A 23,765-nucleotide genomic window follows, 5' to 3' on the forward strand; every position below is an offset into this window, starting at 1 on the left:
GGCAGGCGCCAATGCACGACGACGCCGTGGTGCGCGCGGAGAACCTGGGCAAGACCTACAGCGAGGGCAAGCTCGTCACGCCGGTGTTCGGCGGGCTCGATTTCGAGGTGCACGCCGGCGAGACCGTCGCCGTCCTCGGCGCGTCCGGCGCCGGCAAGAGCACCCTGCTGCACTTGCTCGGCGGGCTCGACACGCCCACGGCCGGCGAGATCTACGTCACCGGGCAGCGGATGAGCGCATTGTCCGACGCGGCCCGCGGCCAGCTGCGCAACCGCGCGCTCGGCTTCGTCTACCAGTTCCACCACCTGCTGCCCGAGTTCACCGCGCTCGAGAACGTCATGCTGCCGGTCCTGCTCGCCGGCAGCGACGTGCCCGCGGCGCGGCAATGCGCGCAGGCGCTGCTGGAGTCCGTCGGCCTCGGCCCCCGGCTCGAGCACAAGCCGGGCGAGCTGTCCGGCGGCGAGCGCCAGCGCGCCGCCGTCGCCCGCGCCCTGGTCAACCAGCCCGCCTGCGTGCTCGGCGACGAGCCCACCGGCAACCTCGACGAGCGCACCGCCGCCACCGTCTTCGAGCAGATGCTGGAACTCAACCGCGCCCAGCGCACCAGCCTGGTGATGGTCACCCACGACCGGCGGCTTGCGCGCAAGCTCGACCGCGTGCTGGAACTGCACGAGGGCAGGCTGCGCGAAGTGGCGGCCGCCGACGTCTGACCCGGCTTGGCGGCGCCGCCGGCATCGCGCCGGCCCGGCGATCAATCCAGATGGGCGCGCACCTGCGCCGCGTACCGGTCGCGGGTGTCCTGGTCGGGCAGGGCAGGCGCGTGCGGGTAGATGCGCAGGAAGTCGTCGTCCAGCTTGCGCGGATGGACATGAATGTGCAGGTGCGGCACCTCCTGGAACGCCGCCTCGCCGATCGAATGCCACAGGCTGAGCCCCTGGTTGGGAAACGCCAGCCCCACGGCGCGGGTGATGCGCGAGACCGTCGCCATCACCGCCGCGCCCGTCTCCGGATCGAGATCGCGCACGTCGCGGAAGTGCCCGCGCGGAATGACCAGCGTGTGCCCGGCGTGGAACTGCCGCGGACCGATGAAGGCCATCGTCATCGCGTCCTCGTACACCACGCTGGCCGGCGCATTGCCTCGCACGATCTCGCAGAAAACGCATTCGTCGCCCATCGGTCGGCTCCAGTTTGATTTCGCTGCACGTCGGCCTGGCCACGGCACCCGTAGAGCCGAGCTTGCTCGGCTACGCCGGCTCCGGAGCCACGCGAGAGCAGCGGAGCAAGCTCCGCTCTACGACGACGTCGTCCCAGGTTCGACACCCGTAGAGCCGAGCTTGCTCGGCTGCTCGGGCTCCGGAGCCACGGGAGGAAACTCCGCATGCCGGGGCAACCCATCCGCGGTCTGCAGCCATGGCAGCTGCCGGGACGTCCAGTAATGGAACGCCGGCGGCATCCGCTCCGGTTCGTCCAGGCTTCCGACCGTGATATCGATCATCCCCGGGATGTAATCGGCCGCAAAGCCGATCTGCGTCCCGCAGCGCCCGCAGAAGCTCCGCCGCGCCTCCGGCGACGACGCATAGACCGTCGGCGGGCTACCGAGGAACGTCACCTGCGATTCCTCGTACATCGCCCAGGCCACGGCCGGCGCCGCGTTCGCGCGCCGGCACATCGAGCAATGGCACAGCGCCGCCATGACCGGGCTGCCGTTGATGCGATAACGCACGGCGCCGCACTGGCAGCCGCCTTCGAGTTGTGCCTCCGGCATGGGAACTCCTCTCGTGTCAGGAATCGAAGCGTCCGCGCGAGCGCGTCCGGTGGCGTGGAACGGGGTGCACCCGGCCCGCCACCGTCACGCGCTCCCGGCCCCAGCGCCGTCGCATTTGATGGTCGGGCTCACCCATCGCTTCGACCCGCAAGCGGAGGTAGCAGCCTGGCCATCAAGAGCTCATCGGTGTAATGCGCGTCACCGGACCGCTTGTACGCCGATCGCAGGGTGCCTTCGTGCACGAACCCGAGCTTGCCATAGAATCCGATCGCGCGCGGGTTGTCCGCTTCCACCGTGAGTTCGACACGCGTGACGCCCTCGGAGTGCAGGCGCGCGATGGCCGCCTCGAGGATGGACCGGGCCAGGCCGGTACCCCGCGCCTCCGGTGCGATGGCGAACGTGCCGAGACCGACGACATGGCCGGCCCGGCCTTCCTGCCTCGTGATCCGGTAAAACCCTTGGACGCGGCCCTCGTCCTCGACCACGAAGAAGGACCCCCCGCGACAAGTTCGTCCATCACCTTCGTGAAGTCGGCGCGGGACATTGGATCGAACCCGAGGTAGGGGATGGCGCCCTCGTCCATGTAGATGGCGTACACGGCGTCGAGGTCGGCGCGGGAAGCTCGTCGATGCATGTCGTTTCGATGCCTGGTGTTCCATGCCCTCACTTCGCCGGCCGCGAAGCGGGCTCCTGGTGAGCGCCAAATCGTATGCTAGGCGCCGGCGTCGCCAAACGCGCTGTGGGCCGCCGGTTCCCAGAGCTCGATGGGATTGCCTTCAGGGTCGTGGATTCGGGCGAATCTACCGACCTCGGAATCCCACTCGTCGCGCCTTGTCTCCACCGGGATGCCACTGCGCTACAGCTGAGCGATCATCGCATCGAGATCCGCAACGCGAAAGTTGATCATCCATTGCTGCTCGGCGCGACCGAAGTACCCGGTGTCGTGCTTGAACGGCGCAAAAACCGTGGGGCCAGCGCGTTGTTGCCAGACAGCCTCGAGAATATCGATGCCAAGGTGGTCCGTGTACCAGCGCGACAACGCTTCCGGGTCCCCGGCGCGAAAGAACACGCCACCGATACCCAAAACCTTTTCCATGTGTGCTCCTCTGGTGTCAGCTGCCTAAATTGAGCCGCGCCATGGGCCGGCGTCGGCTTGAATGAACGGTCGGGACGCAACTTGCGCTACCTGGGAAGCCAGCCTGAGGCATACGGCGGGCCGCAGCGCTTCGCCGTGTCGGGGTACTCGCGCTCGATCCACTCTCGCGACGCTTCCCCGCCACCGAACTCGATGCGCTGCCCGAACCGATAGAGGGTGCCGGTACGGGCATTCCGCAGGAAGTAGCCGGAACCGTCTCGGTCGAGTTCAGTACCGCTGTGCCAAAGCACCGTGGTGAATCCGGAAGAGCCGCCCGCGACTCTGACGCAGCCGCGGACCACTTCAAGAGTGCCGGACAGGGAGGCTGTTAGACGGATCTCATCGATGCCGGGAGGCGGCGGATCGAGCCGCGGAAGGAAAGCCGGCTCCGTAGACGGCGAAAAACTGCACGCCGCAACGGAGAAGGAGGCAAGGACAAGTAGCGGGAGGTGCTTCATTTGTGCTCTAACGCCAGAGTTGAGCCAATCGTATCGGAGTGGGCGACTAGCGTAGCGGAAGCATCCGGGCGCTGCCCCAGGACGGTGGCTTGCACGGGTTGTCAGGTGCCCGCGCTACGGGCTGGATGGGCGGCATATACCCAAAACCTCTTCCATGTGTGCTCCTCTGGTGTCAGTTGCTGGGTTGAGCCGCGCCATGGGCGGGCGTTGGCTTGAATGAACGGTCGGAACGCAACTTACGCTATCCGGGAAGCCAGCCTGAGGCATATGGCGGACGCAGTGCTTCGCCGTGCCGGGGTTCTGGCGCTCGATCGGTGCCGATATGGGCATTACGCAGGAAGGCTTGCATGGTGTTGCCTATTGGGCAACAACCGTTGCTATATGAGCAACATATTCGCCCTCATGCACTTGCTGTCCGGCTCTGACCTGCGCCATCGGCCCGCCCACTTGACATGCGCGAGCGTGGGGAGCAGATTTACGTCACGGAGCCTCGAAACTCCTCTAACAGCGGTACCCACCTCCGAAAGTCCGGTGGGTTTTTTGTGCCCGCGCAGATGCGGGCACGACCGACGCGATGCCTGCGTCGGGAGGGCGGTGAATACAACACCCGAAAGGGAAATAAGCCCGCCGGCTGTTAGCGGTTTCGAGCCTCCCGACTTCCGTCGGCCGCGTCGCGGCGGACGGTCACTTCATGGAATGAGGAGGCAACGATGTCGAAGCACGAATTGGACGAGATGGACACGACCGGCTACTTCCTGCCCGAGGAAAGCCAGTTCCGGCTGAAGAAGCTGCACGGGCACATGGTGTTCCTGTCGCAGCTGGCGCAACCGCGCACGTACGACGAGGAGGAGACGGGCTGGGGCCCGCAGATCAGCGGGATGCAACTGGCCGTCTGCCTGGAGGTGCTTGCCGCGCAGACCGGGCGCGTGCTGGACGAGGTGACGTGGCCGGCCGAGCGCGAGGTCGGGCGGCGACAGTCGCAGGCACGTGATGAGGATGAAGCGGAGGATCCGGTGCAGGCCGACGAGGTAATGGTCGCCGGGGCGCAGGAGGACGACGAGGCTGGAGAGGCCTTGTCTGCGAGGGCGCAGGACGTTGAGGCTGGGGTGGTAGCGCCCGCGGGTCCGCAGGGCGACGCGGTTGCCGAGGCCGCGGGCGCCACGCCGCAGGACGACGACGAGCCGGGCGAGGCGGGCGTCGTCGCGGACGCGGGTCACGCCGATGATCCCCTCGTCTTCGGCATGACCCTGGACCAGCTGGACACGCTCAACCGCCTGCACGACCGGCTGCATGCCTACGGCGACCTGGTCTTCGGCGTCGAGCGGACCGACCTGGCCGACGGCACGCTGACGGTCCTGGGCGATGTGATCTTCGAAGTGGCCGAGGCCGCGAGTGCGCTCATGGACAAGGTGGCCGGTCAGACGCTTCCCGATGCGTCCAGGCGGCGAAACCGCGTACGCGAGGAGCGTGCTGTCTACGGCTCGCCCGCCGGGCGGGGCCTCGCGTTCGATGCGGCCATGCCGATGCTGCCGCCGCCCGCGGATGCGCGCTGGCGCCCGCAGGCGGCCACCCGTCACTGAGCGGGCAGGGCGCGGTGCCGGGGGTTGGTCAGGCCCATGCATCCGGCCGCCGACAGCACGTCCGGCTCCGTGCTGCCACTGTCCGCATATCGGCCGCAGGAACACGCCGATCCGCTGCGCGGCTCGCGCCTGCACTGATCCTGTTACGTACCGGCGCGCGGGGCGGAGACGCCTGGCGCGCCGGTGGGGCGGCAGGCGGCCGAGGGATTAGGCATCCCTGGCGTAGGCTGGCGCAGAGTGATGCGTCTTGTGCAGCGTTCCGTAGCGTTTGGTCGAAGGGTAGTACTCGGAGGCGAACTGCACCTTCGCGGCAGCGTCTTCGCCCGCAGTTTCCGCGATGAAGGCCAAGGTCAGGTCGATGCCTGCCGATATCCCGGAAGACGACCATACGGTTCCATCGCGTACGAACCGTTCCTCGACGACTTCTACGTCGCCAAGCGCCCGCAGTCTCTCGAGCGACCCCCAGTGCGTCGTTGCCTTCCTGCCGGCGAGTAGGCCGGCGGCATGGAGAAGGAAAGACCCTGTACAGACCGACAGCACGGCCTTGCATTGCGCTGGCCTGGGTCGCTATGAACGCAAGCAACTTTCGGTTGTCGACTTCGGTGCGGGTGCCCTGGCCGCCGGGAACGAGCAGGTAATCAAGCGGCGGACAATCATTGAATGCCACGTGGGGATTGATCGACAAACCCTTGGCGCAAGCCACGGGGCTGGCGTGTTCCGCGACGACCAAGCACTTCGGGCCCCCGGCAACCTGCTGCCACATGGCGGCCATCTCCCAAGGACCGGCGAAGTCAAGCTCCTCAACTTGGGGGAAGACGAGAAATCCGAAGGTCATGGTGCGCTCCGAAGTGCGGACTGGGATGCCCGGCGCCAGAATAAGCCGAGCCGCGTAGCGGTACCGGCTTGAATGAACCGTTAGCTGGCCGCCTGGATCTGCGCCAGCATGAGCACGTATCCATCTGGATCTTCCAGCCTGAACTCGCCGCCTGGCATGTAGAACGGATACTTGATCTCGCCAGGCGAATGTCCACGTTCCGACAAAGCGGCGCGAGTCTGCTTGATATCGTCGAAGTACAGATAGAACAGAACAGCCTGCTGGGACGCGTCGATCGGCCCGGAGGCCAAGCCGACCATCAGGTTGGCCTTGTCACTCTCCAACCAAGCCCAAACCGGCGATGATCGGCCTTCCGGAACGACAGTGTTCGCGACCTTGAAGCCGAGGTCCGCGTAGAACTCGATGCTGCGTTCGACGCTGGCAACGTGCGCGAACGAAACGAGTGATCGAGTCTGGGCTGCCATATTGCCTCCGCGGTCACCTGACGTCTGAATTAACCGGCCAGAGAAGCTGGTTCCGCCCAAATGAAGTGTCAGGCGGCACCCGCATACTGCGCGCGCACCGGACCTTCCACCACCCAGCCTCAGGTCAAGCAGAGTCAGGCGTCAAATTGTGCGACGGGCTCAACCTTCACCGGCGGCTCCCGGAGAGCAAGCTTCCGTGCGATTGCGGGAACCTCTGGGTCGGCGAGGAATCCTTCGTAATCCTCCTGAGCCCAGTCGAAGAACACCCACACCCGATGGGCGTCATCAGGGTCCCGGACGACGTGGGCACCCTTGCACCCGTGTTCCTTCCTCTTCGCGGCTCCCTCGTTCGAGAAAGTCCGCAAGAATTGGTCGAAGTCCGTAACGTTGGAAACGGTGACGATCATTGTGCCTGCTTATGGCGCATTTTCTGGTGTAGCTTTTGACATGGCGGCGGCTGCAAGCAATCGAAGATTGCTGGAAGACGTCCGCTCGATGGAACGGCTAGGCATCGGGCGTTGGAAACTCGACCATCAATCGGAGCGCAATGCTGCCAGCATGTGCTGCAGCTCGTCACGGGTCAACCACTTTCCTCGTACCATCACTCCGAGTGGTGCCCGAAGATGGGCCAGATCCTCGAGCGGATTGCCGCTCACCAAAAGGAGGTCGGCCCGCTGCCCGACCGCTATCGTGCCGAACTCGTCCTGCCTCCCAAGAAAACGCGCGGGCGTGGCCGTCGCGGCACGCAGTGCTTCATAGGGTGTGAGCCCGCTTTCAACGAGCAATCGCAGTTCGTGATGCAAAGATGCGCCGGGAACCATGAGCGGGACGCCCATGGCGTCCGTCCCCGCCATCAGCGGCACGCCTGCCCTGTGCAATGCACCCGTTACCTTCTTCATGAACTCCGCGTAGTGATTACCTGCGCCCATTGCTTGCGTTCCCCGGCGCCATCTCGCCTGAACATCCGGGCTCAGGTAATGGACGGCCGGGTCTTGAACGATGTCGGCCCGGCCAGGCCCCATGACCTCGTAGTTCACAAGCGTGGTTTGGACCAGAATGTCCGCATCGTGAAGACGCCGTGCAAGTCGCTCGATGGCCCCGTCCGTGCTTCGCCACGCGAGCGGAACCCAAAACGCCAGGCCAGCGAACACGAAAGCGATGCTGGCGATGAGCAGAATTCCGGCATGCAGGCGCGTTGCGGTGGATTGATCCGATCTCCGCCAAAGTCCCACGGTGGCGAGCGACAGCGCCACCGCGCCTGCCGCAGCGATCAAGACCAGCGAGGTGAACACGATGCGGAGCGTGACGCTGGCGAACATCGGACCGCCAGGCAAGAAGAAGGCTGCGCACGCGAGCGCCAGTCCTCCCGCCAGGAGGACCAGGCCGGCAAGCGCATCGACGCGTGTTCGCGGAAGTGCAGGGTGCGCGAACTTGCGCGCCGACATCCTGCGGATGAGCGCTATGGCGCCCCTCACGGCAAGCGACAAGCTCAGGGCGGCGAGAGCCGCGCCTGTGACGAGCAGCCAGCCTCGGCTGGTGGCGAGCGGGAGGAAGTAGATATTGGACAGCGTGCCGACGTGCGCCAAGGATTGCCGCATCTCCAGCATCGCGTCGACTCCGAGGTTCACCGGCGCGTGACCGATGAGCGGCAGTCCAACGGAGCGGGCGGCCTCGTTCAACTCGACATATGCCTGCCGTGACAGGCCCGTTGTGGTCGTCCAGCCCTCCCCGGGCGTCCAGATCTCGTGGAACTTGATGAGGTCATACCCGTCACCAGCCTGGGCTTCGACCTCGCGCCTCACATCCTTCGGCGTTACCACGCGTGGCTCGTTGACGAACTCCCCCGACGTGTAGATGGTCGGTCCCAGGAGTTCTCCATTTTCGATTTTCCTTTTCCAATCCAAATGGACGGGCAACCCGCGCAGGTTGAACACCGTCGTGACGCCATGGGCGAGATACAATGGGCCATCGCCGAAGTTTTCCCGGGAACCGCGCGCGCCGGTGCCGTCACCTTCCAGGTGGACATGCGCATCGATCAACCCTGGTGCCAGATACCGGCCTTCGCCATCGATCACGCGCGTGCCCTCGGGCAGGACTACTTCGGACGCGGCGCCAACGCGAACGATGCGATCTCCGCTTACCAGGACCGTCCGTGTCGTCTCGACGCGGTCTAGGTCCATTGCTACCAGGTTGACGTTGACGAACGCGATCGGATTGCCGCGCTCTTCGAGAGGTTCCGACCGCTGTTGAGCCAATGCTGGCGGGCAAAAGCCCGCAGCGAGGAAGGCGACCGCAACGATTCGATGTAAAGTTGCGTGGATCATCGGTCTATGCCTATGTTGCAGTCACGAGTGCAACGGGCTAACGCCTGACAAGTCCAGAAAATGGGGATATGCGCCGGATACTCAGGTGCCCGGAAGCGGATGCCAACGGGGTGGGAGGTGGTCGGTAGTCGGCAGACCCCGCTATTCTCGAAAAGGCGCCAGCTTCGCATCTGTCACGCGTCATGTGCCCCTGCGCTCAGGCGGCATCGTACGCGGCCTTGAGCCAGCCGATGAGTTCGGCGTCGATCTCCTTCGCAGCGGTCACCCGCACGCGGTGCGAGACCATCGCGTTGAAACTCCCCGAGGCTTCGAGCCGGCCTTTCGCGGCGACGCCCTTCAGGTTGAGCCCGACATCCAGGCGATCGGCCGTCGAGGGCTGGATCAGGCCGAACTGCTTGTTGCGGCGCAGGCTCACATAGGTCTTCTTCGGTGACAGTTCCACGTCGCCACCGAATCTGGCGACGGCAGTAGCGAGCTTGTCGTATAGCGGCCGCAGCGCCGCCTTCGCGCCGGCGTATTGCACCGCCACCAGATCCTGGCCGGCCGCGGAAGCCTCGTCTTGCAACACGTACGTGGCGACCAGATTCGCGTAGCCATGGCCCATGCCGTGCTGCTCCTTGAGTCGCTTCATGATCTCACCATGCTTGGCGAGTTTCTCCTTCCGCATCAGCGCGAGCCAAGCCTCGAAGGGCTTGCCCGTGTTCTTCTCGTAGTTGGCGATCATCGACGCGATCGCGTCATCGGGCGTTGCCGGCATGGCGGTCTCCTTGTTCCTGTTCCGCGAGCGATTTCAGGTTGGCGAGCCCTCGACGAAGTCGGGGCCGATCATGCGGTCCATGAGCGGCACGCACCAGCGCATCAACGGGTTCCGGCCTTCCCGGGCGATCGGAGCGGCCAGTGCTCCGAGCGGGTCTTCTTCGGCAGCATGAATTCGAGCCAGCCGAATGCCCGATACATCAGCCGTGTCGAGAAGGGCGGGCGCCCAGTCTCGACGATCGACTTGAGCGTGTTGAGCATGAACATGCCGCCGCGCTGCATCTCGGTGGCGGTCTTGGTGCCGAGCGGGATGTCCTCAACGGTGAGCGTGACCTCGATGCCGCCGGCGACGGGCTTCAGCTCGTAGATGACTTTGCAGACGGGATCGTCGTGCCGTGCAAAGCGGTGCGTGTGCGCGAAACGGTGCGGTGGGTCGTATTCGATCACTTCACCGAGCACCATGGTGTGCTTGCCGCTCACGGTGCGCATCTGCATCGGCTTGCCGACGGCCAAGCCTGGCGAGGGCAGGGTGAGCATCGCATTGAACACCGCGCCCTGCGGCGCGTCGATTTTAGTCAGCTCGCGGAAAATCGCGTCCTGGCTGCCGTCGATCACGATGCGGAAGACCGCCTTTTGCGACTCAGCCACGGGACCCTCCTGCCTGCCTGCGTTTGGATGCAGCACCGATGGGGACGGGGGCGTTCTCGAGCCGATACTTGATGCGCGTCAGGTCGCCGGCCCAGTAAGCGCTGAACTCGGTCGTCCAGCGGTCGTAGATCATCTGCACCGGCACCGGGTTGAACCACAGCCGGCGCTCCCGGCCGACCTTTTCCGAGACCACCAGGTTCGCGCGCTCCAGGATGGTCAGATGCTTCATCACAGCGATGCGCCCCATGTCGAAGAACTCCGCTACGCGGTTGACGTTGCAGCCCGGTTCTTTCTTCAGGATGTCCAGGATCCGTCGGCGCGGCTTGGAGGCAAGCGCCGCGAACACGGCATCCATCTCGTCAGCATTCATGTCACTGGAAGGTGACATATTGCATGTGCCATGTCAATACCCGCAATGTCCACCACGCTGGGCACGGGGATTGAGCTTCTTCTGATTTACTTGGCACCTCGCCCGGCCTCTCCCGTAGCGAGGGCAGGAGCGTGTGATCCGCCTTGTTTGCGCCCTTGGCTGGGTCCTGGTGTTCCTTCCGGTGCGCCTTGCCGTCGTTTCGCGCGGTGGCAGGCCTTGCGGCCAAGGCCGCCTCCGGCCGAGTCGCGAAGCGCCTTGAATTGTTAGGTCGCTACCCCGGCCATGATAGATACGGCACATGCGATCACAGCAAGGATGAGAACGACCAGGCTGCCGCGAAATGCCGGCGCCCGCCATCGGGTGTATGCAAGTACCGCCAGGCAAGCGAACTGGAAAGCAGCAAGCCAGTACACGGGCCGAATGGCCGCCAAGAACAGGACGGGGAAGATTGCCCCGATGCCTGAGGCAATAAAGGCGATACGCTGGCCGGGACTGAGCGCCGCCAGTGCCTGGGAGTGTTCGGGATTCTTCTTGAAGATGCGGAGTTCTGTCATAGCGGCCAGACGCCTGAATTAAGCTGCGCCGCAGAGCGGCGTCGGCTTGAATGAATTGCTATGCCATTTCTCACCACTCAACGTACTGGGACATTTCTTCCGCGAAGGCAGTCATTGATTGGCACCACTCAAATATGTTCAGGTCGATCTCCCACGATTGGCCTTCTTGGGCGCCACGCAATTTACAGTGGCCGTTCCAGTAGTTGTAGCGGAATGCTGGCTTTGCATTGCGAGATGTACCAATCCCAAGATCTACGTGCTTGGCATGGATGATCTTGTTGCAGGACTCCCTGATTGTTAAGCGGAATGATCCTGACAGGACAGTACCAATTGGAGTCTCTCCAATTGATCCCGCGTCAATCTCTTGCACCTCGCAATGCTCCAGGTGATCCAGCATTGCGTCCTGCGCGACACGGACCTTAGTGGCCAGCTCGATAAGGTCGTTGCTAACCGCATTCCTGATATGGATGTAGTACGTTCCCCAGTCAGACTGCGTGTCATCGTCGTCACCTCGCTCTAGCTGCTTCTTCTGAGCGTACTTTTTGGACCCAATCGCTAAGTGGCTCAAGCGGAACAGTTGTTGATGCATTCCGTGAAGGTCAAAGAAGTGCGGCATGGCACCTAACGCCTGAGTTAAGCCGACTTGGGTAGTGGAGCCAAAGCCATGGCAAGCTCATTCTGCCATGATTTTGGTGTAACGAAGCAAGTTCGGCTTGAACGAATTGTTAGGCCCCGCCGCCGGCACGCGCAATGACTGACTGTGCGAATGAATCAATTTCCTTTCCGTACGCCTGGTACGGATCCCGAGCCATGGGCGGACTTATATCGATAACGGCAGACAGCCAAATAATAAGGTCACGGAACGCTAACTCGACGTTCTCGCAGGTTGGGCTGGCGTGGAGCCCCGAGTTAAAAAGCTCGATGAGGCGGTCTGCCTCCTTTCCCAGGGGCTCGAGGCGATCAGCTGGCGCGCCGGTAGCACAGAGAGCCTTCTCGATGTATGCCCAGAGGCGATTCTTGTACTGCGCCCGCCCGACTTTGCGCCCGTTCCAATCGAGTTCTTGAGGAGGAAAGAGGGCGTTGGCCGTTCGCTCGAGCAGCCGCCGACCTGAGAGCGCGGCTTGTGCATAGTCCTCTTCTGTCTCGGCTCGTTCCAGGGTTCGTGCTGCCGCTGCGAACGCGTCAAACAGTCTTGGATGAAGCTCTTCGAGACTGTGTGCCAATGCGGACGCATCGTCATTGCCTAGGCCGGGCAGCCTTGAGCAGAAGGCCTTAAACGACTCTACCCGCTTGAAATGGTCTAGAGAATCATAGTTATCGAAAAGCGTACGGCGAGCGCCTTGGTCTTCGTACTCAACTTCAAAGCCCGCGAACTCGAGAGCCTCCTTTATGCAGATGTCTGGGTCCTCGTTGTAGCCCATGTCATAGAAAACAGCGCATTTCGTTCCGATCAAGCGGTACGTCTCTATCAAGCTGTTCCGAAAGAACTGCAAGTGGGCCGGTCGGGGAAGCGGAGAAGGGGAAGGATCCCAGGACGATCCGCGCCGAGATCATAAATACGACTGATGCGTTGAGGATGCACCGCCTGTTCGGGTCCGGTAGCGGGCTTGTCGAGGCACCGACACGAAAAAACACGTTGACCGAGGGGGATAAGGCCAAGCTCACTCAGGAGCTGACCATGTTCCTGAAGGCCGTTGAGACGTCCAAGAGCATGCTGGAAGCCTGCACGTTGGATACGTCTACCGGCTGAGAAAAAAGAAAAGACGTCAGGGCGAATGGTGCTTGCCGAAGGTGCTTCGCCTGTTTGCGCGGACACTTAAAACGTCGGCCGGGGCGACCCAGGTACACGGCCGGAGATCCGCAGGAGCGCGCCTTGCGCGCGATGCCGGCGACGTCTCCGGTCGTGGTTACCGGCGGTTCGACCGAGAGCCGGAAGGCGTGCCTGTGGACGGAATCACCTAGCGGCACGATACTCGCGGCATCGCGCGCATGGTGCGCTTACGAAGCGGCGATGCAGGGTCGTGGTATCGCGCAATCGGGCAAAAGAAGCTCAAGTAAGCGCCTTCGTCCCTGACGTCTGCTTTGAAATCTTCCCTTCAGCCCAGGCGCAGGTCCTGCCTGCCGCCGGTGTCGCAGGCGGCATAGATGGCATCGATGATTTTCAGGTCCTTCAGGCCTTCTTCGCCGTCGACGGGGACCACGGGTGTTTTGCCGTCGAGCAGGATGCCGGCCATCTCGTCCATCTGGACGGTCTGGTGGGTGGTATGCGGCCGCGCGAGTTCGCCCTTGTGGGTACGGCCCCGGATGGGGCCGTAGCCCGTAGCGGGCTGCAGCTCGGCGAATCCCTGTTCGCCGGTCATGAAGAAGCGGTCCAGATGGTTCATCTGGTAGGTGGACAGGCAGGAAGCCACCGCTCCGCTGGGGAAGCCCAGCTGGAACTGGATGGTTTCGTCCACCCCTTCCTTGAACTTGACCGGATCGGTTCTGGTTTGCTGCGCGGTCACCCAGGTCGGTTCCTCGCCCACCATGTAGCGGGCGCCGTTGACGGCGTAGATGCCGATATCCATCAATGCCCCGCCGCCTGCCAGCGCCTTGTCGAGCCGCCACTGGCCGGGATCGCCGATGCGGAAGCCGCACAGGCCCTGGAAGAACAGGATCTTTCCGAAATCCCCCGCCTCGCGCATGCGGATTACCTCCAGCGTGTTGGGCTCGAAATGCATCCGGTAGCCCACCAGCAGCTTCACGCCAGCGTCGGCGCAGGCGTCGACCATGTCCTGCCCTTCCTTGGCGTTGAGCGCCATCGGCTTTTCGCAGATGACATGCTTTCCCGCCCTGGCGACGCGGATCGCCTGGTCGCGATGAAGTGCATTGGGGGTGATGATGTAAACCGCATCGATGTCCGGATCGTCCTTGATGCGGTCGAAATTCTCATAGTTGTACCGGCTCTTTTCCGGTACCCCGAACTTCGTTCCCCATGCCTGCAGCTTGGAAGGCGTTCCGCTGATGAGCCCGGCGACCCTGGCGCGCTTGCAGGACCGCATGGCTTCCGCCACCCGGGCGGCATAGCTGCCCAGTCCCATGAGCGCGACGCGCAACGCCGCCCCCCGGTTGCTGCCGGTGCCGGCGGGATCCGCGCCGGCGAGTGCCCGATATGGCGACAGCATCGGCACGACCACGGCCGACGCCACCAGCTTCTGCAGGAAGTTGCGACGAAGGTGGTCCATTGTCATGGCGGTTGACGAGGTTTCTGGTCGGTTGAACAACTGTACCAACCATATGGGACGGAGGGAGCCGCCGCCATTTCCCGACACCATTTCTACGAGTGGGCGTCCGGCTTCCCAGCGCCGGTCGACCACGAAGCCGGACACGGCTCCTCGTCATCGAACGGGGCGGGTCGTGCGATCGGGCCATGACCTGGCAGGTACTTCCTGATCGGCGACCGCGCCGACGGCCAGCTGACGTTCGCGGCGATGACCCGGCCGCGCCAGCACGACGACGCCGTGATCTCCGCCTGCCAGGCCTGGATCGCCGGGCACTACGACGCGCCCAACCCGGTGGCGCGCATGGTGCAGCGTTCGGGCCTGCCGGAGCGCAGCTTCAAGCGCCGTTTCCGCAGCGCCACGGGCTACACCCCGGTGGCGTACGTGCAGGCGTTGCGGATCGAGGAGGCCAAGCAGATGCTGGAGGCCGGCGAGGAGCGGATCGACGCGATCGCCGCCGCGGTGGGCTACGAGGACCCGACGTTTTTCCGGCGCCTGTTCCGGCGCAGCGCCGGGGTGACGCCGGCCCAGTATCGGCAGCGCTACAAGGGGGGCGGAGGGAATTGATCCGGCTTCATGCCCGTCCACCCCGCGTCGCGGGGATGGCAACACGATCCGCCACTTCGGCTGCTTGGCCGGGAAGTGCGAGGCGTTGCCGTTGTTGCCGGCCGATGGCACGGCACCCGACTAGAATCGGCCCGGTCTTCGAGGATTCGAACCCATGAGCACTGCTTCCAATGTCCCGGCGCCCGATGGGGAAGACCAAGGCCGACAGTGGGATCGCGTCGCCGCCGGTTGGAAGAAGTGGTGGCGCACGATCGAGGACGCGGCGCGGTGCGTCAGCGAGCGGATGCTGGACCTGGCGGAAGTGGGGCCGGGACAGCGAGTGCTCGACATCGCAACGGGGATCGGCGAGCCGGCGCTGGTGGCGGCGAGCCGTGTCGGACCCGCGGGACGGGTCGTCGCGACGGACATTTCATCCCGGATGCTCGACATCGCCCGGGAAAGGGCGGCCATGTCGGGGTTGGCGAACGTGGAGTTCAGGCAGGCCGATGCAGGGCGGCTGGATTTCCCTGGCGGCAGCTTCGATGCGGTTCTCTGCCGATGGGGCGTGACGTCCCTGCCCAATCCGTCGAACGCCCTGGCGACGATCCGCCGCACGCTGGCCCCCGATGGCGCGTTCGCCGCGGCTGTGTGGAGCGCAGGGGCCGACAGTCGCCCGCTGGCGAGCCTTGCGGCGGCTGTCGCCCGGGAGATGTTCGATCCGCCGGCGCCACGACCACAAGCGCCTTCGCTGCCTGGGTCGGCGGAGGACACGCTGGAGCAGGCGATGATTCACGCCGGGTTTGCGGACGTGCGCGTCGAGGAGATCGGGCTGGCCCTGGAGTGGGTATCCACCGAGGCGTGCACGCAGTACATCCTGGATGTGTCGCCGGAACTCGTCGCCTTGTTCGCCGGCAAGTCGCCCGGGCAGCGGGCGGAGTATCGGCAGAGACTGGCGGAAAGGCTTCGGCCGTACGTGCTCGGCGATGGCGGTGTCCGCATTCCGAACATGACGATCTGTGCGGCAGGGCGGAGGTGAGGCTCTGGGTCGCTGCTCGATGGCGGTATCGGGACGAGCACCGGGGGGCAGCTTCCAACCCGGTGCTGAGGGTCCGTCGGCCTGCCGGGCCGGGGCATGTTGTCCCCGGCGCCTTTCACGCTGCTGATGCGCTTACACCCGCTGATCCAGCTCGTGGTGGATCAGCACGACGCACTGCGAGGCGAACAGCATCGTGGGGCCCAACGTGATCCGGGTCGCGCCCAGGCGGTCGAGGCTGTGGAAGGTCTTCTTCGGCATCGGGATGTGGTCGGTCAGCAGGAAGCAGGGATTGCCCTGGAACGCCTGCCCGCGGATCGGTGCACCTTTCCGGTCCATGACGAACAGCTGATGGTCTTCGGCGAGCTGCTGCACCAGCCGCTCGAAGCTCACGGTGCGTACCGTGACGCCGGGCTCCACCGGTCGCGTCTCGTCCTTGCCCATCCCCCGGGACGCGTCCAGCGCCTTGGCGATCTTGCCCAGCAGCGCCTGCTCGTCGAAGCCGCCGATGTCCTGCATGGTGTTGGCGTCGAACCGGATCGTGCGCGAGAAGTCCGGGGTGCTTTCCAGGACCAGGTAGACGGTCACGTCGGGGCGATGCGACTGGGCCACGAAGATCGCGTTCATCAAGGCATGGGCCAGGATCTCCGGATGGGCGTCTTCGCCCACGGACGCCAGCAACTTCCGGCCGTCCGTCGGGGCCGCCCGCGCTTTCAGTACGAAGGTTCGCATGGGGTCGTCGTTGGTTTCCGTCAGGCGCGGCAACCGGCGTCCGCCCGGTCATTGTCCACGAATCGCGGTTGGGATCGATCGGAGGAACGAAACCGCCGGATATCCGGGACAATGGGCGTCCCGTCGAGGCTTTCGAATCCCATGCTCCCATTGCGCGTGACGCTGATCTGCCTGCTGCTCGCGACCAACACCGTGTTGCACGTGGTGCCGCTGCTGGCGGTGGCGCTGGTGAAGGCGTTGCTGCCGTTCGATCGGCTGCGCAAGGCCAGCAATCCCGTGCTCACCGGGTTGGCGGAAAGCTGGATCGGGGTGAATGGCTGGATGCTGGAGCGCTTCTCCCGCACGCGCGTCCATGTGCAACAGGAGGCGGCGCTGCAGAAGGATGGCCACTACCTCGTGCTGGCCAATCACCAGAGCTGGGTGGACATCGTGGTGTTGCAGAAGGTCTTCAACCGGCGCATCCCACTGCTGCGCTTCTTCCTGAAGCGGCAACTGTTCTGGGTGCCGCTGCTGGGGCTGGCCTGGTGGGCGCTGGATTTCCCGTTCATGGGCCGCCACACGCCCAAGCAGATCGCGCGCCGTCCCGAGCTGGCCGGACGCGACATCGAAGCCACCCGCCGCGCCTGCGGGAAGTTCCGCGAGATCCCGGTGGCGATCATGAACTTCGTCGAGGGCACGCGGTTCACGCCGGCCAAGCACGCGAGGCAGGGCGCGCCGTACCGGCACCTGCTCAAGCCCAAGTCGGGCGGCGTGGCGTTCGTGCTGGATGCGATGGGCGAGGGCCTGCACGCGGTCCTGGACGTCACCATCGCCTACCCCGGCGGGCGGCCGTCGCTGGTGGACCTGCTGGCGGACCGCGTCCCCGAGGTTCGGGTGCACGTGCGCCAGCGCCCGATCCCCGATGAGCTGCTGCAGGGCGATTACCAGAACGACCGCGCCTTCCGGGTCCGGTTCCAGCAATGGATGAACGGGTTGTGGCGGCAGAAGGATGCGGACATGGCGCGCCTGCTGGCGGGCTGAAGCGGGCTTGATCGAGCGCAGGCACGGCGGCGTCGGTGCGCAACCGCTCGGCTTCGTCCAGCAGCCGGGCAAGCGCGGGAAACCGGTCAGAGCGCAGGTCCAGCCGAAGGCAGCGGGCGGAAGCCAAGGCCGTGTAGGCCGGCCGCACCGACCGCCCCGTAGAGCGGAGCTTGCTCCGCTGCTCCCGGCTCCGGAGCCCGCGCAGCCGAGCAAGCTCGGCTCTACGGGGCCAGTCGGCCGCACCGATCGCCCCCGTAGAGCGGAGCTTGCTCCGCTATCCCGCGACGTCCGGCCCCGGCATCGTGGCGCCCGCGCGCCCGCGCGCCCGCGCGATGCGAGCAAAGGCAGGACATTTCCTGCCGGGTAAGCGCCGTTCGTGTCAGGGACGATTTCCGGCCGGCGCACTGGCGGCGAACACCTCGTGTTGCGCGGCGAACGCACGCCGGTAGGCGGGCCGCGCCTCGCCGCGGGCGACGTAGGCGGCGAGGGTGGGGAAGTCTTCCAACAGGGCCATGCCGTCGGTCCGGCGGAGCACCATCACCATCATCAGGTCGCCGGCGCTGAACGCGCCGTCGAGCCAGTCGGCATCGCCGAGGCGACTGGCGAGCTGGCCCAGTCGCTCGCGAATCCGACCTTCGAGCAGGGGCTGGCGCTCCTTGTGCCAGGGCCTGTCGCCTTCCACGTACGGGGCTTGTTCGCGTTCGACGATCGGCGGCTCCACCGTGTTGAGCGCGGCGAACATCCATGCGATGGCGCGCGCGCGGGCGTTGCCGTCCTTCGGCAGCAGGCCGTCGTGGCGCTCGGCGAGGTGCAGCACGATCGCCCCCGACTCGAACAGGACGAGATCGCCGGCTTCGAAGGTGGGGATCTGCCCGAAGGGATGCAGCGCCAGGTGCGCGGGTTGCGTCATCTCGCCGAACGACACCAGGCGCACGTCGTAGGGCTGGCCCACTTCCTCGAGCGCCCAGCGCACGCGCATGTCGCGCGCCAGTCCCCGGCCGCGATCGGGGGAACGTTCGAATGCGGTGATGGTGGGGGTCATGGCAGGCTCCTGGGGTGCGGATCGATGCGTCCGCCTGCCTGTTCGGCGGGCGGCCGCGCGGAAGTTCGTTTTTGGCCGACCCCGTGGGGCGGTGCTTGCTCCGCTGCTTCCGGCTCCGGAGTCCACGCAGCCGAGCAAGCTCGGCTCTACGATGGGTGGGGGTGAGGGTTCCAGCGGCAGCCAGGAAGCGGCGGCGCCAAGCGAGCGGGAAGGGATCAGGCGCTCCCCGCCCCTTCCTGCCTGAACAGCCGGACGGGCCGGGCCGGGCCGCGTGCGATCACGCCCTTGGCCTCCAGGTCCAACTGGACCGCCTTCAGCCACCACCCGGCCTTGGCGCCGCCGGGGAACAGCGCGTCGGGCAGGGCGGGCAGCAGCGTCGCCTTGGCCTGGGCGACGGTGAGTCCAGGCGGCGCCTTCGGCAGCACGCCGAGCAACGCCTTGCGCATGGCCAGGTACTTGGCGCGATCGACCCGCTGGACGTGTCCCGGCGAGATGATGCTCTCGATCTCGATCTCGATCTTCGCGGCGGCCTCAGGCATCGATGTCTCCTTCCACCGGGATCCGCGGGCTGCGGAATCCCATCGCGATCCACGCCTTCAACAGGGCCAGGAAGAACGGCCCGGACTGGCGCCTGAGATTGGGCACGTCGTCGGGCAGCGCCGACGGGTCCGCCAGGTCGCCGGTCATGGTGCGCATCTGCAGCGGGGGCAGGGTGCCGGCCGGCCACAGGCCGCCATACAGGCTCAGCCAGTGCCCGCCCTTGAACTCGAGGAACAGCGGTGTGTGGCAACAACCGGCCACGATGCGTCGGCTGCCCGCGTCGGGCGACAGGCGGAACGCCTTCATGCGTTCGCGGCCCCCGGCGAACCGGATGCGGTCCTTGCGATGGAGCACGTACCGCGTTCCGCCGTGCCCGCCCAGCACCGGCGGGGCGCCGGGCAGGCGCTGCAGCCGCAGGCCCGCCGCCCGGCAGCTGTCGCAATAGCATTCGACGCTGGCGATCGGCGCCTTCTCTGCGGTCAGTTCGACCTCGCCGCAGGCGCAGGCCAGGTGTTGAACCAGGGACATGCCGAACCTCCTCGTGGACTATCTCCACGACGGATGGCGGGGCAGGGTTTCGACATGCGGGGCGACCGAATCAGGTGCCAGGGACGAATCGCGCTCACCAAGCATCGTCGTTCCCGCGAAGGCGGGAACCCATGGACGTCAAGTCGGTGATCACCAACGTCCATGGGCGCCATTCTCGCCAGGGGCAATTTCCGACGGCCAGGGCGAATCGGCTCTGGCGACTTCCTTGCCTATTGAAGCTCCGCGACCGAGCGTTGCCGATCGGCCATCCGCCCAAGCAGCCAGACGAACGGCTCGACCTGGCCGCTCAATGCGCACGTGCCCTGGATGATGCTGTCGAGCAAACGCTGCACGTCGGATGAGCACAGGGCGGAGATCGCCCGCCCGTCGGTGAGAAGAAGCGAACAGAAGGGCGCGTGCACCATCTCCTGGGCGCCCAACGCGACATCTCCCTCGTCGATCAGGATCGCGATCCGTTCACCGTCGCCAGGAATCCCGATCGACACCGCGAGCGTCGGCGTCGGACCGGGCGCCTCGGCCAGCGCCGCCTTCAGGTCGGCGCAAAAGGCGGCGGCCCAGGCCGCCACGCCGGATCGTCCGGCGTCTGCGCCACTCGCACGCTCCCCGGTTTGCCGCCCCGGCACATCAGCACCGCCGTTTTCGACCGATGTTTCCGCTTCCCGTCCGCGGTCGCCTGACACCCGGTCTTCCGGGGCCCGTCGCGTCCCCTCGGCTTCGCGCTCCGCGTCGATCAGGGCCTCGAGGGTACGGTCGACGTCATCGCGCGTGTGCGCCGCCGAGCAGATGAATCGCAGGCGGCCGCGCCCGCGCTCCACGATCGGATAGGTGACGGCTGTCGTGTGGATGCCCCGCGCGTGCAGGCCGCGCGCGATCGCGTAGAGCGTGTCGCTGTCGGCGAAATGCGGGGTGACGATGGGGCCGTCGCCCGTGCCCAGGTCGTAGCCGGCTTCGGAGAAGCGCTCCCGCATGTAGCGGGTGGTGTCCCAGAGCCGTTCCCGCAGCGCGTCGTCGGCGCGCAGCCGCCGCAAGGCGGCGAGCGCAGCGGCGATGTCGGCAGGGGTGGTGGTCGCCTGGAAGACATAGGCCCTGGCGGATGTCTTGAGCAGGGCGATGTGCGCCTCGCTGGCGGCGATCACGCCGCCAAGGCTGCCGAGGGCCTTGCTGAGCGTGGTCATGATGAAGTCGACCTGGTCGGTGATGCCCTGGGCCGCGCAGATGCCGGCGCCGCGGGGACCGTAGAAGCCGAACGAGTGCGCCTCGTCCACGAGCACGAGCGCGCCGTACCGTTTCGCCGTGCGCACGATGTCGCGCACCGGCGCGGTCCCCTCTCCCATGCTGTAGACGCCCTCGAGCACCACGAGGGTCGTGCGGTAGGGCGACGCTTCCGTCTCGAGGACCGATTGCAGGTCGGACGCATCGTTGTGTTGGAACGTCCGGATCCTGGCGCCGCTCAAGCGGGCGCCGTCGACGATGGACGCGTGGCAGAGCTGGTCCATCACGACCACGTCCTTGTCGCCCAGCATGCCCGCGATCACCCCGAGGTTCGCGGTGAACCCCGTGGAAAACAGGCATCCGGCCGGCTTGCCCACCAGCGCCGCGAACTCCTTTTCGAACGCCAGGTGGAGATCGGTCATGCCGGATGCGGTCGGGGAGGTTCCCATGCCGGTGCCGAAGCGTTCCAGGGCGGACCTGGCTTCCTGGATGACGTCCTGGTCGCGGTTCAGGCCGAGGTACAGGTTGGTGCTCCAGATGATGGCCTCGTGCTCTTCGCCGGTGTGCACGTCGGCGACAGTGCCCTTGTGGCCGCTCCCGGTGCGGACCAGCTTGCTGTAAGGCTCCCGTCCCGAACGCCTGAGCAGGCTCTTGAGCTCCCGGATGAGCGTGCCCTTGTCGGTCGCGGACCAGGCGGGCGCCTTGGCGGCCAGGAATGGCGGGTGGCCGGACTGGAGTTGCGCCTGGAAACGACCCAGCGTATCCGGGGCCGCGCCGTTCGCATGGCCGCTCGGCCGATCCGTGGCGCCGCTCCCCAGCAGGTCGAGCAGGTGATCGGCGACGGCGGCGGGCGTGGGGTGCTCGACGAGCGTCGATGCGGGCAGCTTCCGGCCCAGCACCGTGGACAGCCGATGGCTCAGCTCGACCGAGTCCAGCGAGTCGAGGCCGAGTGCTTCCAGCGCCTGGTGCGGCGGAACCTGTCCGGGATCGCGAAGGCGAAGGAAGCGGGCGACTTCGGCGCGGACGAGCGACAGCAGGGCCGCGTGCCGCTCGTCCTTCGGCAGGCACGCCAAGCGGTGCAGCGGGCCCCCGGCATCGCCGGAGGCACCGATGTCGGATGCCCCTCGATGGCGGCCCAATTCCGGACTCGGGAGCCGCTTGCGGTCGAGCTTGCCGTTGGGCAGCCGGGGCAGGTCGGCGAGCCGCATCACGACCTGGGGCACCATGTACCTGGGCAGCCGCTCCGCCACGTAGGCGCGCGACGCCTCGTTCGTCACCGCCTCGTCTCGGCTCGCCACGTACCCGACGAGCATGGTCTTGCCGCCGCCGATGTCGACGACCGCCGCCGCTGCGCCGTCCACGCCTTGCATCGATTCCAGCGTCGACTCGATCTCTTCCAGCTCGATCCGGAAGCCGCGGATCTTGACCTGCTGGTCGATCCGTCCCAGGAACTCGATTTCGCCGTCTTCCGTCCACCGGCATCGGTCCCCGGTCCGGTACAGCCGTCGGTCCGGGACCAGCCTGTCGATCGGCCCGTCCGGATCCACCTCGACAAACTGCTCCCTGGTGCGCGCGTCGTCGTGGAGGTAGCCCCGTGCCAGTTGGTCTCCCGCGAGGTGCAGTTCCCCCGGGGCGCCCACCGCAACCGGCCGCATGGCGGCGTCCAGGATGTACGCACGGGAATGCGGCACCGGCTTGCCGATCGTGATCGTCTGCACGCCAGCCGGAAGCTCGGTGGCGGTGGAATAGACCGTGGCCTCGGTCGGCCCGTACACGTTGAGCACGCGCGGCCGTTGCGCCAGCGCGTGCAGTTGTTCCACCAGCGGGCGTTTCAGCACGTCGCCCCCGAGCACGACGCAGCGCACGCCTGCCGGCAACCCGCCGGCCGCGAGCAGTCCCTGCATGGCCGACGGCACCATGATGGTCGTCCGCACCCGGTGCGCCGACGGCAGTTCCGGCAGCGCCAGTGCGTTCTCCGCCAGCACCACCGTGCCGCCGAGCGACAGCGTCCCCAGGATTTCCATGACGGAGGTGTCGAAACAGACCGAGGCCGCCGCCAGCACGCCCGCGAGCTCCTCGTCGTCCAGCAGGTCGCGCATCGATCGGGTCATCGCCACGACGTTTCGATGCTCGACGGCGACGCCCTTCGGTCGCCCTGTCGAGCCCGATGTGTAGATGACATAGGCGAGGTCCTTCGGCGACGGCCCGGCCATCGTTTCCGCGGGGCGTTCCCTCACCTCGTCGAGCCGCACGAGCTCGGGTGCCCCGTCGCAGAGCGCCGCCCGCTTCTCGCCGTCCACGATGGCGGCCGCCGTCCGGGCGTGCTCCAGCATGTAGCGCACCCGCTCCCGTGGGTACTCCGGATCCAGCGGCACGTACGCGCATCCCGCCCGCAGGACTCCCACGAGCGTCGCCACGAGCTCCCACGTGCGGCGCATGCACACCCCGACCAGCGACCCGGGTTCCACCCCGCGCGCCAGAAGCTCGCCGGCGATCGCGTTCGCCCGCGCCGCCAGGCGCGCGTAGTCGATCTCCGTTGGCCCGTCGACGACCGCCGCCCGTTGCGGATGCGCCTGCGCCTGCCGTTCGATCAGCCCCCAGACGGTTTCCGTCCGGTCGCATGCCTGCGCTGTCGGGTTCCGCCCGATGAGCCCGCTGCGTGCCTGCTCTTCGTCCAGAAGTGGGACGCCCTCGACAGGCGCGATCGCGTTCTGCGTCACACTTTCCGGCACGTGCTGTCGTCCAGGCGGTTGCATGGTCTGCACCTCGAGCGAAGAAATCGGCATCGCAGTCTAATGTGCCTGCGAAGCCGGAATCCACGGACGTGACGGACGTGCAAACGACCCGGTGATTTCCTGCCGAACGGAGGTGTCGGCGGGAGGTGCCAAGGACGAATGGCGTTCACCCAAACAACGTCGTTCCCGCGAAGCGGGAATCCATGG

Annotated in this window: 27 protein-coding genes and 1 pseudogene; 6 read left to right on the forward strand and 22 right to left on the reverse strand. The window is 66.1% G+C overall.

What is annotated here, in order from left to right:
• The first annotated feature begins 11 nt into the window (after nucleotides 1-11).
• On the forward strand, nucleotides 12-710 hold the full coding sequence (gene lolD, locus U3649_RS09645) for a lipoprotein-releasing ABC transporter ATP-binding protein LolD (protein WP_407351128.1): 699 nt from the start codon (nucleotides 12-14) through the stop codon (nucleotides 708-710).
• A 41-nt stretch (nucleotides 711-751) separates the two neighbouring features.
• Here the strand turns inward: lolD and U3649_RS09650 are convergent, their stop codons facing one another.
• From U3649_RS09650 to U3649_RS09670, 5 genes are all read right to left on the reverse strand, one after another.
• On the reverse strand, nucleotides 752-1,174 hold the full coding sequence (locus tag U3649_RS09650) for an HIT family protein (RefSeq protein WP_407351129.1): 423 nt from the start codon (nucleotides 1,172-1,174) through the stop codon (nucleotides 752-754).
• Between the two features lie 117 nt (nucleotides 1,175-1,291).
• Nucleotides 1,292-1,765 (reverse strand): GFA family protein, encoded by a 474-nt coding sequence (locus U3649_RS09655; RefSeq protein ID WP_407351130.1) that lies wholly within the window; start codon nucleotides 1,763-1,765, stop codon nucleotides 1,292-1,294.
• A 128-nt stretch (nucleotides 1,766-1,893) separates the two neighbouring features.
• The gene (locus U3649_RS09660; protein WP_407351131.1) at nucleotides 1,894-2,424 is read right to left on the reverse strand and encodes a GNAT family N-acetyltransferase; all 531 of its coding nucleotides are present in this window, start codon (nucleotides 2,422-2,424) and stop codon (nucleotides 1,894-1,896) included.
• 197 nt (nucleotides 2,425-2,621) lie between these two features.
• Nucleotides 2,622-2,861, reverse strand: a complete 240-nt coding sequence (locus U3649_RS09665) for a VOC family protein (RefSeq protein ID WP_407351132.1) — start codon at nucleotides 2,859-2,861, stop codon at nucleotides 2,622-2,624.
• Between the two features lie 86 nt (nucleotides 2,862-2,947).
• Nucleotides 2,948-3,358, reverse strand: coding sequence for a hypothetical protein (locus U3649_RS09670; protein WP_407351133.1), 411 nt, complete (start codon nucleotides 3,356-3,358; stop codon nucleotides 2,948-2,950).
• Between the two features lie 710 nt (nucleotides 3,359-4,068).
• On the opposite strand from U3649_RS09670, the gene U3649_RS09675 reads away from it, so the two are divergent.
• The gene (locus U3649_RS09675) at nucleotides 4,069-4,938 is read left to right on the forward strand and encodes an XAC0095 family protein (RefSeq protein WP_407351134.1); all 870 of its coding nucleotides are present in this window, start codon (nucleotides 4,069-4,071) and stop codon (nucleotides 4,936-4,938) included.
• Nucleotides 4,939-5,145: 207 nt separating this feature from the next.
• Here the strand turns inward: U3649_RS09675 and U3649_RS09680 are convergent, their stop codons facing one another.
• The 11 genes and pseudogenes from U3649_RS09680 to U3649_RS09730 form a co-directional block, all read right to left on the reverse strand.
• The gene (locus tag U3649_RS09680) at nucleotides 5,146-5,478 is read right to left on the reverse strand and encodes a DJ-1/PfpI family protein (RefSeq protein WP_407351135.1); all 333 of its coding nucleotides are present in this window, start codon (nucleotides 5,476-5,478) and stop codon (nucleotides 5,146-5,148) included.
• Between the two features lie 28 nt (nucleotides 5,479-5,506).
• Nucleotides 5,507-5,773, reverse strand: a pseudogene (locus U3649_RS09685) (DJ-1/PfpI family protein); the annotation flags it as partial.
• Nucleotides 5,774-5,853: 80 nt separating this feature from the next.
• The gene (locus U3649_RS09690) at nucleotides 5,854-6,237 is read right to left on the reverse strand and encodes a VOC family protein (protein WP_407351136.1); all 384 of its coding nucleotides are present in this window, start codon (nucleotides 6,235-6,237) and stop codon (nucleotides 5,854-5,856) included.
• Between the two features lie 134 nt (nucleotides 6,238-6,371).
• Nucleotides 6,372-6,644, reverse strand: a complete 273-nt coding sequence (locus U3649_RS09695; protein WP_407351137.1) for an antibiotic biosynthesis monooxygenase — start codon at nucleotides 6,642-6,644, stop codon at nucleotides 6,372-6,374.
• Between the two features lie 126 nt (nucleotides 6,645-6,770).
• On the reverse strand, nucleotides 6,771-8,561 hold the full coding sequence (locus U3649_RS09700) for an amidohydrolase family protein (protein ID WP_407351138.1): 1,791 nt from the start codon (nucleotides 8,559-8,561) through the stop codon (nucleotides 6,771-6,773).
• A gap of 196 nt (nucleotides 8,562-8,757) precedes the next feature.
• Nucleotides 8,758-9,318 carry a DUF4287 domain-containing protein gene (locus U3649_RS09705; RefSeq protein WP_407351139.1) on the reverse strand — a complete coding sequence of 187 codons (561 nt, stop codon included), beginning with the start codon at nucleotides 9,316-9,318 and terminating at the stop codon, nucleotides 8,758-8,760.
• 101 nt (nucleotides 9,319-9,419) lie between these two features.
• The gene (locus U3649_RS09710) at nucleotides 9,420-9,965 is read right to left on the reverse strand and encodes an SRPBCC domain-containing protein (protein ID WP_407351140.1); all 546 of its coding nucleotides are present in this window, start codon (nucleotides 9,963-9,965) and stop codon (nucleotides 9,420-9,422) included.
• The gene (locus tag U3649_RS09715; RefSeq protein WP_407351141.1) at nucleotides 9,958-10,335 is read right to left on the reverse strand and encodes an ArsR/SmtB family transcription factor; all 378 of its coding nucleotides are present in this window, start codon (nucleotides 10,333-10,335) and stop codon (nucleotides 9,958-9,960) included. The genes U3649_RS09710 and U3649_RS09715 overlap by 8 nt, the downstream gene beginning before the upstream one ends.
• A 263-nt stretch (nucleotides 10,336-10,598) precedes the next feature.
• Entirely contained in the window at nucleotides 10,599-10,889 is a 291-nt protein-coding gene (locus U3649_RS09720; RefSeq protein ID WP_407351142.1) for a hypothetical protein, read from the reverse strand.
• 70 nt (nucleotides 10,890-10,959) lie between these two features.
• Entirely contained in the window at nucleotides 10,960-11,478 is a 519-nt protein-coding gene (locus tag U3649_RS09725) for a hypothetical protein (RefSeq protein WP_407351143.1), read from the reverse strand.
• Nucleotides 11,479-11,614: 136 nt separating this feature from the next.
• The gene (locus tag U3649_RS09730) at nucleotides 11,615-12,361 is read right to left on the reverse strand and encodes a hypothetical protein (protein ID WP_407351144.1); all 747 of its coding nucleotides are present in this window, start codon (nucleotides 12,359-12,361) and stop codon (nucleotides 11,615-11,617) included.
• Nucleotides 12,362-12,465: 104 nt separating this feature from the next.
• On the opposite strand from U3649_RS09730, the gene U3649_RS09735 reads away from it, so the two are divergent.
• Complete coding sequence (locus tag U3649_RS09735) at nucleotides 12,466-12,639, forward strand: hypothetical protein (protein ID WP_407351145.1); 174 nt, start codon at nucleotides 12,466-12,468, stop codon at nucleotides 12,637-12,639.
• 346 nt (nucleotides 12,640-12,985) lie between these two features.
• Here the strand turns inward: U3649_RS09735 and U3649_RS09740 are convergent, their stop codons facing one another.
• Nucleotides 12,986-14,119 (reverse strand): Gfo/Idh/MocA family protein, encoded by a 1,134-nt coding sequence (locus tag U3649_RS09740; protein ID WP_407351146.1) that lies wholly within the window; start codon nucleotides 14,117-14,119, stop codon nucleotides 12,986-12,988.
• A gap of 240 nt (nucleotides 14,120-14,359) precedes the next feature.
• Between U3649_RS09740 and U3649_RS09745 the strand changes: the two genes are divergently transcribed.
• Both U3649_RS09745 and U3649_RS09750 read left to right on the forward strand, forming a co-directional pair.
• Nucleotides 14,360-14,716 carry a helix-turn-helix domain-containing protein gene (locus tag U3649_RS09745; RefSeq protein ID WP_407351147.1) on the forward strand — a complete coding sequence of 119 codons (357 nt, stop codon included), beginning with the start codon at nucleotides 14,360-14,362 and terminating at the stop codon, nucleotides 14,714-14,716.
• Nucleotides 14,717-14,870: 154 nt separating this feature from the next.
• Nucleotides 14,871-15,731: a class I SAM-dependent methyltransferase gene (locus tag U3649_RS09750; RefSeq protein ID WP_407351148.1), complete on the forward strand. Its 861-nt coding sequence runs from the start codon at nucleotides 14,871-14,873 to the stop codon at nucleotides 15,729-15,731.
• A gap of 132 nt (nucleotides 15,732-15,863) precedes the next feature.
• Here the strand turns inward: U3649_RS09750 and trmY are convergent, their stop codons facing one another.
• Nucleotides 15,864-16,460, reverse strand: coding sequence for a tRNA (pseudouridine(54)-N(1))-methyltransferase TrmY (gene trmY, locus U3649_RS09755; protein WP_407351149.1), 597 nt, complete (start codon nucleotides 16,458-16,460; stop codon nucleotides 15,864-15,866).
• Nucleotides 16,461-16,601: 141 nt separating this feature from the next.
• Between trmY and U3649_RS09760 the strand changes: the two genes are divergently transcribed.
• Nucleotides 16,602-17,480: an acyltransferase gene (locus U3649_RS09760; RefSeq protein ID WP_407351150.1), complete on the forward strand. Its 879-nt coding sequence runs from the start codon at nucleotides 16,602-16,604 to the stop codon at nucleotides 17,478-17,480.
• A 379-nt stretch (nucleotides 17,481-17,859) separates the two neighbouring features.
• Here the strand turns inward: U3649_RS09760 and U3649_RS09765 are convergent, their stop codons facing one another.
• The 4 genes from U3649_RS09765 to U3649_RS09780 form a co-directional block, all read right to left on the reverse strand.
• Entirely contained in the window at nucleotides 17,860-18,522 is a 663-nt protein-coding gene (locus tag U3649_RS09765) for a glutathione S-transferase family protein (protein ID WP_407351151.1), read from the reverse strand.
• Nucleotides 18,523-18,737: 215 nt separating this feature from the next.
• Entirely contained in the window at nucleotides 18,738-19,061 is a 324-nt protein-coding gene (locus tag U3649_RS09770; RefSeq protein WP_407351152.1) for a DUF6958 family protein, read from the reverse strand.
• Nucleotides 19,054-19,590 (reverse strand): GFA family protein, encoded by a 537-nt coding sequence (locus tag U3649_RS09775; protein WP_407351153.1) that lies wholly within the window; start codon nucleotides 19,588-19,590, stop codon nucleotides 19,054-19,056. Before U3649_RS09775 ends, U3649_RS09770 begins: the two co-directional genes overlap by 8 nt.
• A gap of 230 nt (nucleotides 19,591-19,820) precedes the next feature.
• Nucleotides 19,821-23,609 (reverse strand): amino acid adenylation domain-containing protein, encoded by a 3,789-nt coding sequence (locus U3649_RS09780; protein ID WP_407351154.1) that lies wholly within the window; start codon nucleotides 23,607-23,609, stop codon nucleotides 19,821-19,823.
• Nucleotides 23,610-23,765: the final 156 nt, after the last annotated feature.

The organism is Luteimonas sp. R10 (assembly GCF_045689605.1).
In the GTDB taxonomy this organism is placed as follows: Bacteria; Pseudomonadota; Gammaproteobacteria; order Xanthomonadales; family Xanthomonadaceae; genus Luteimonas.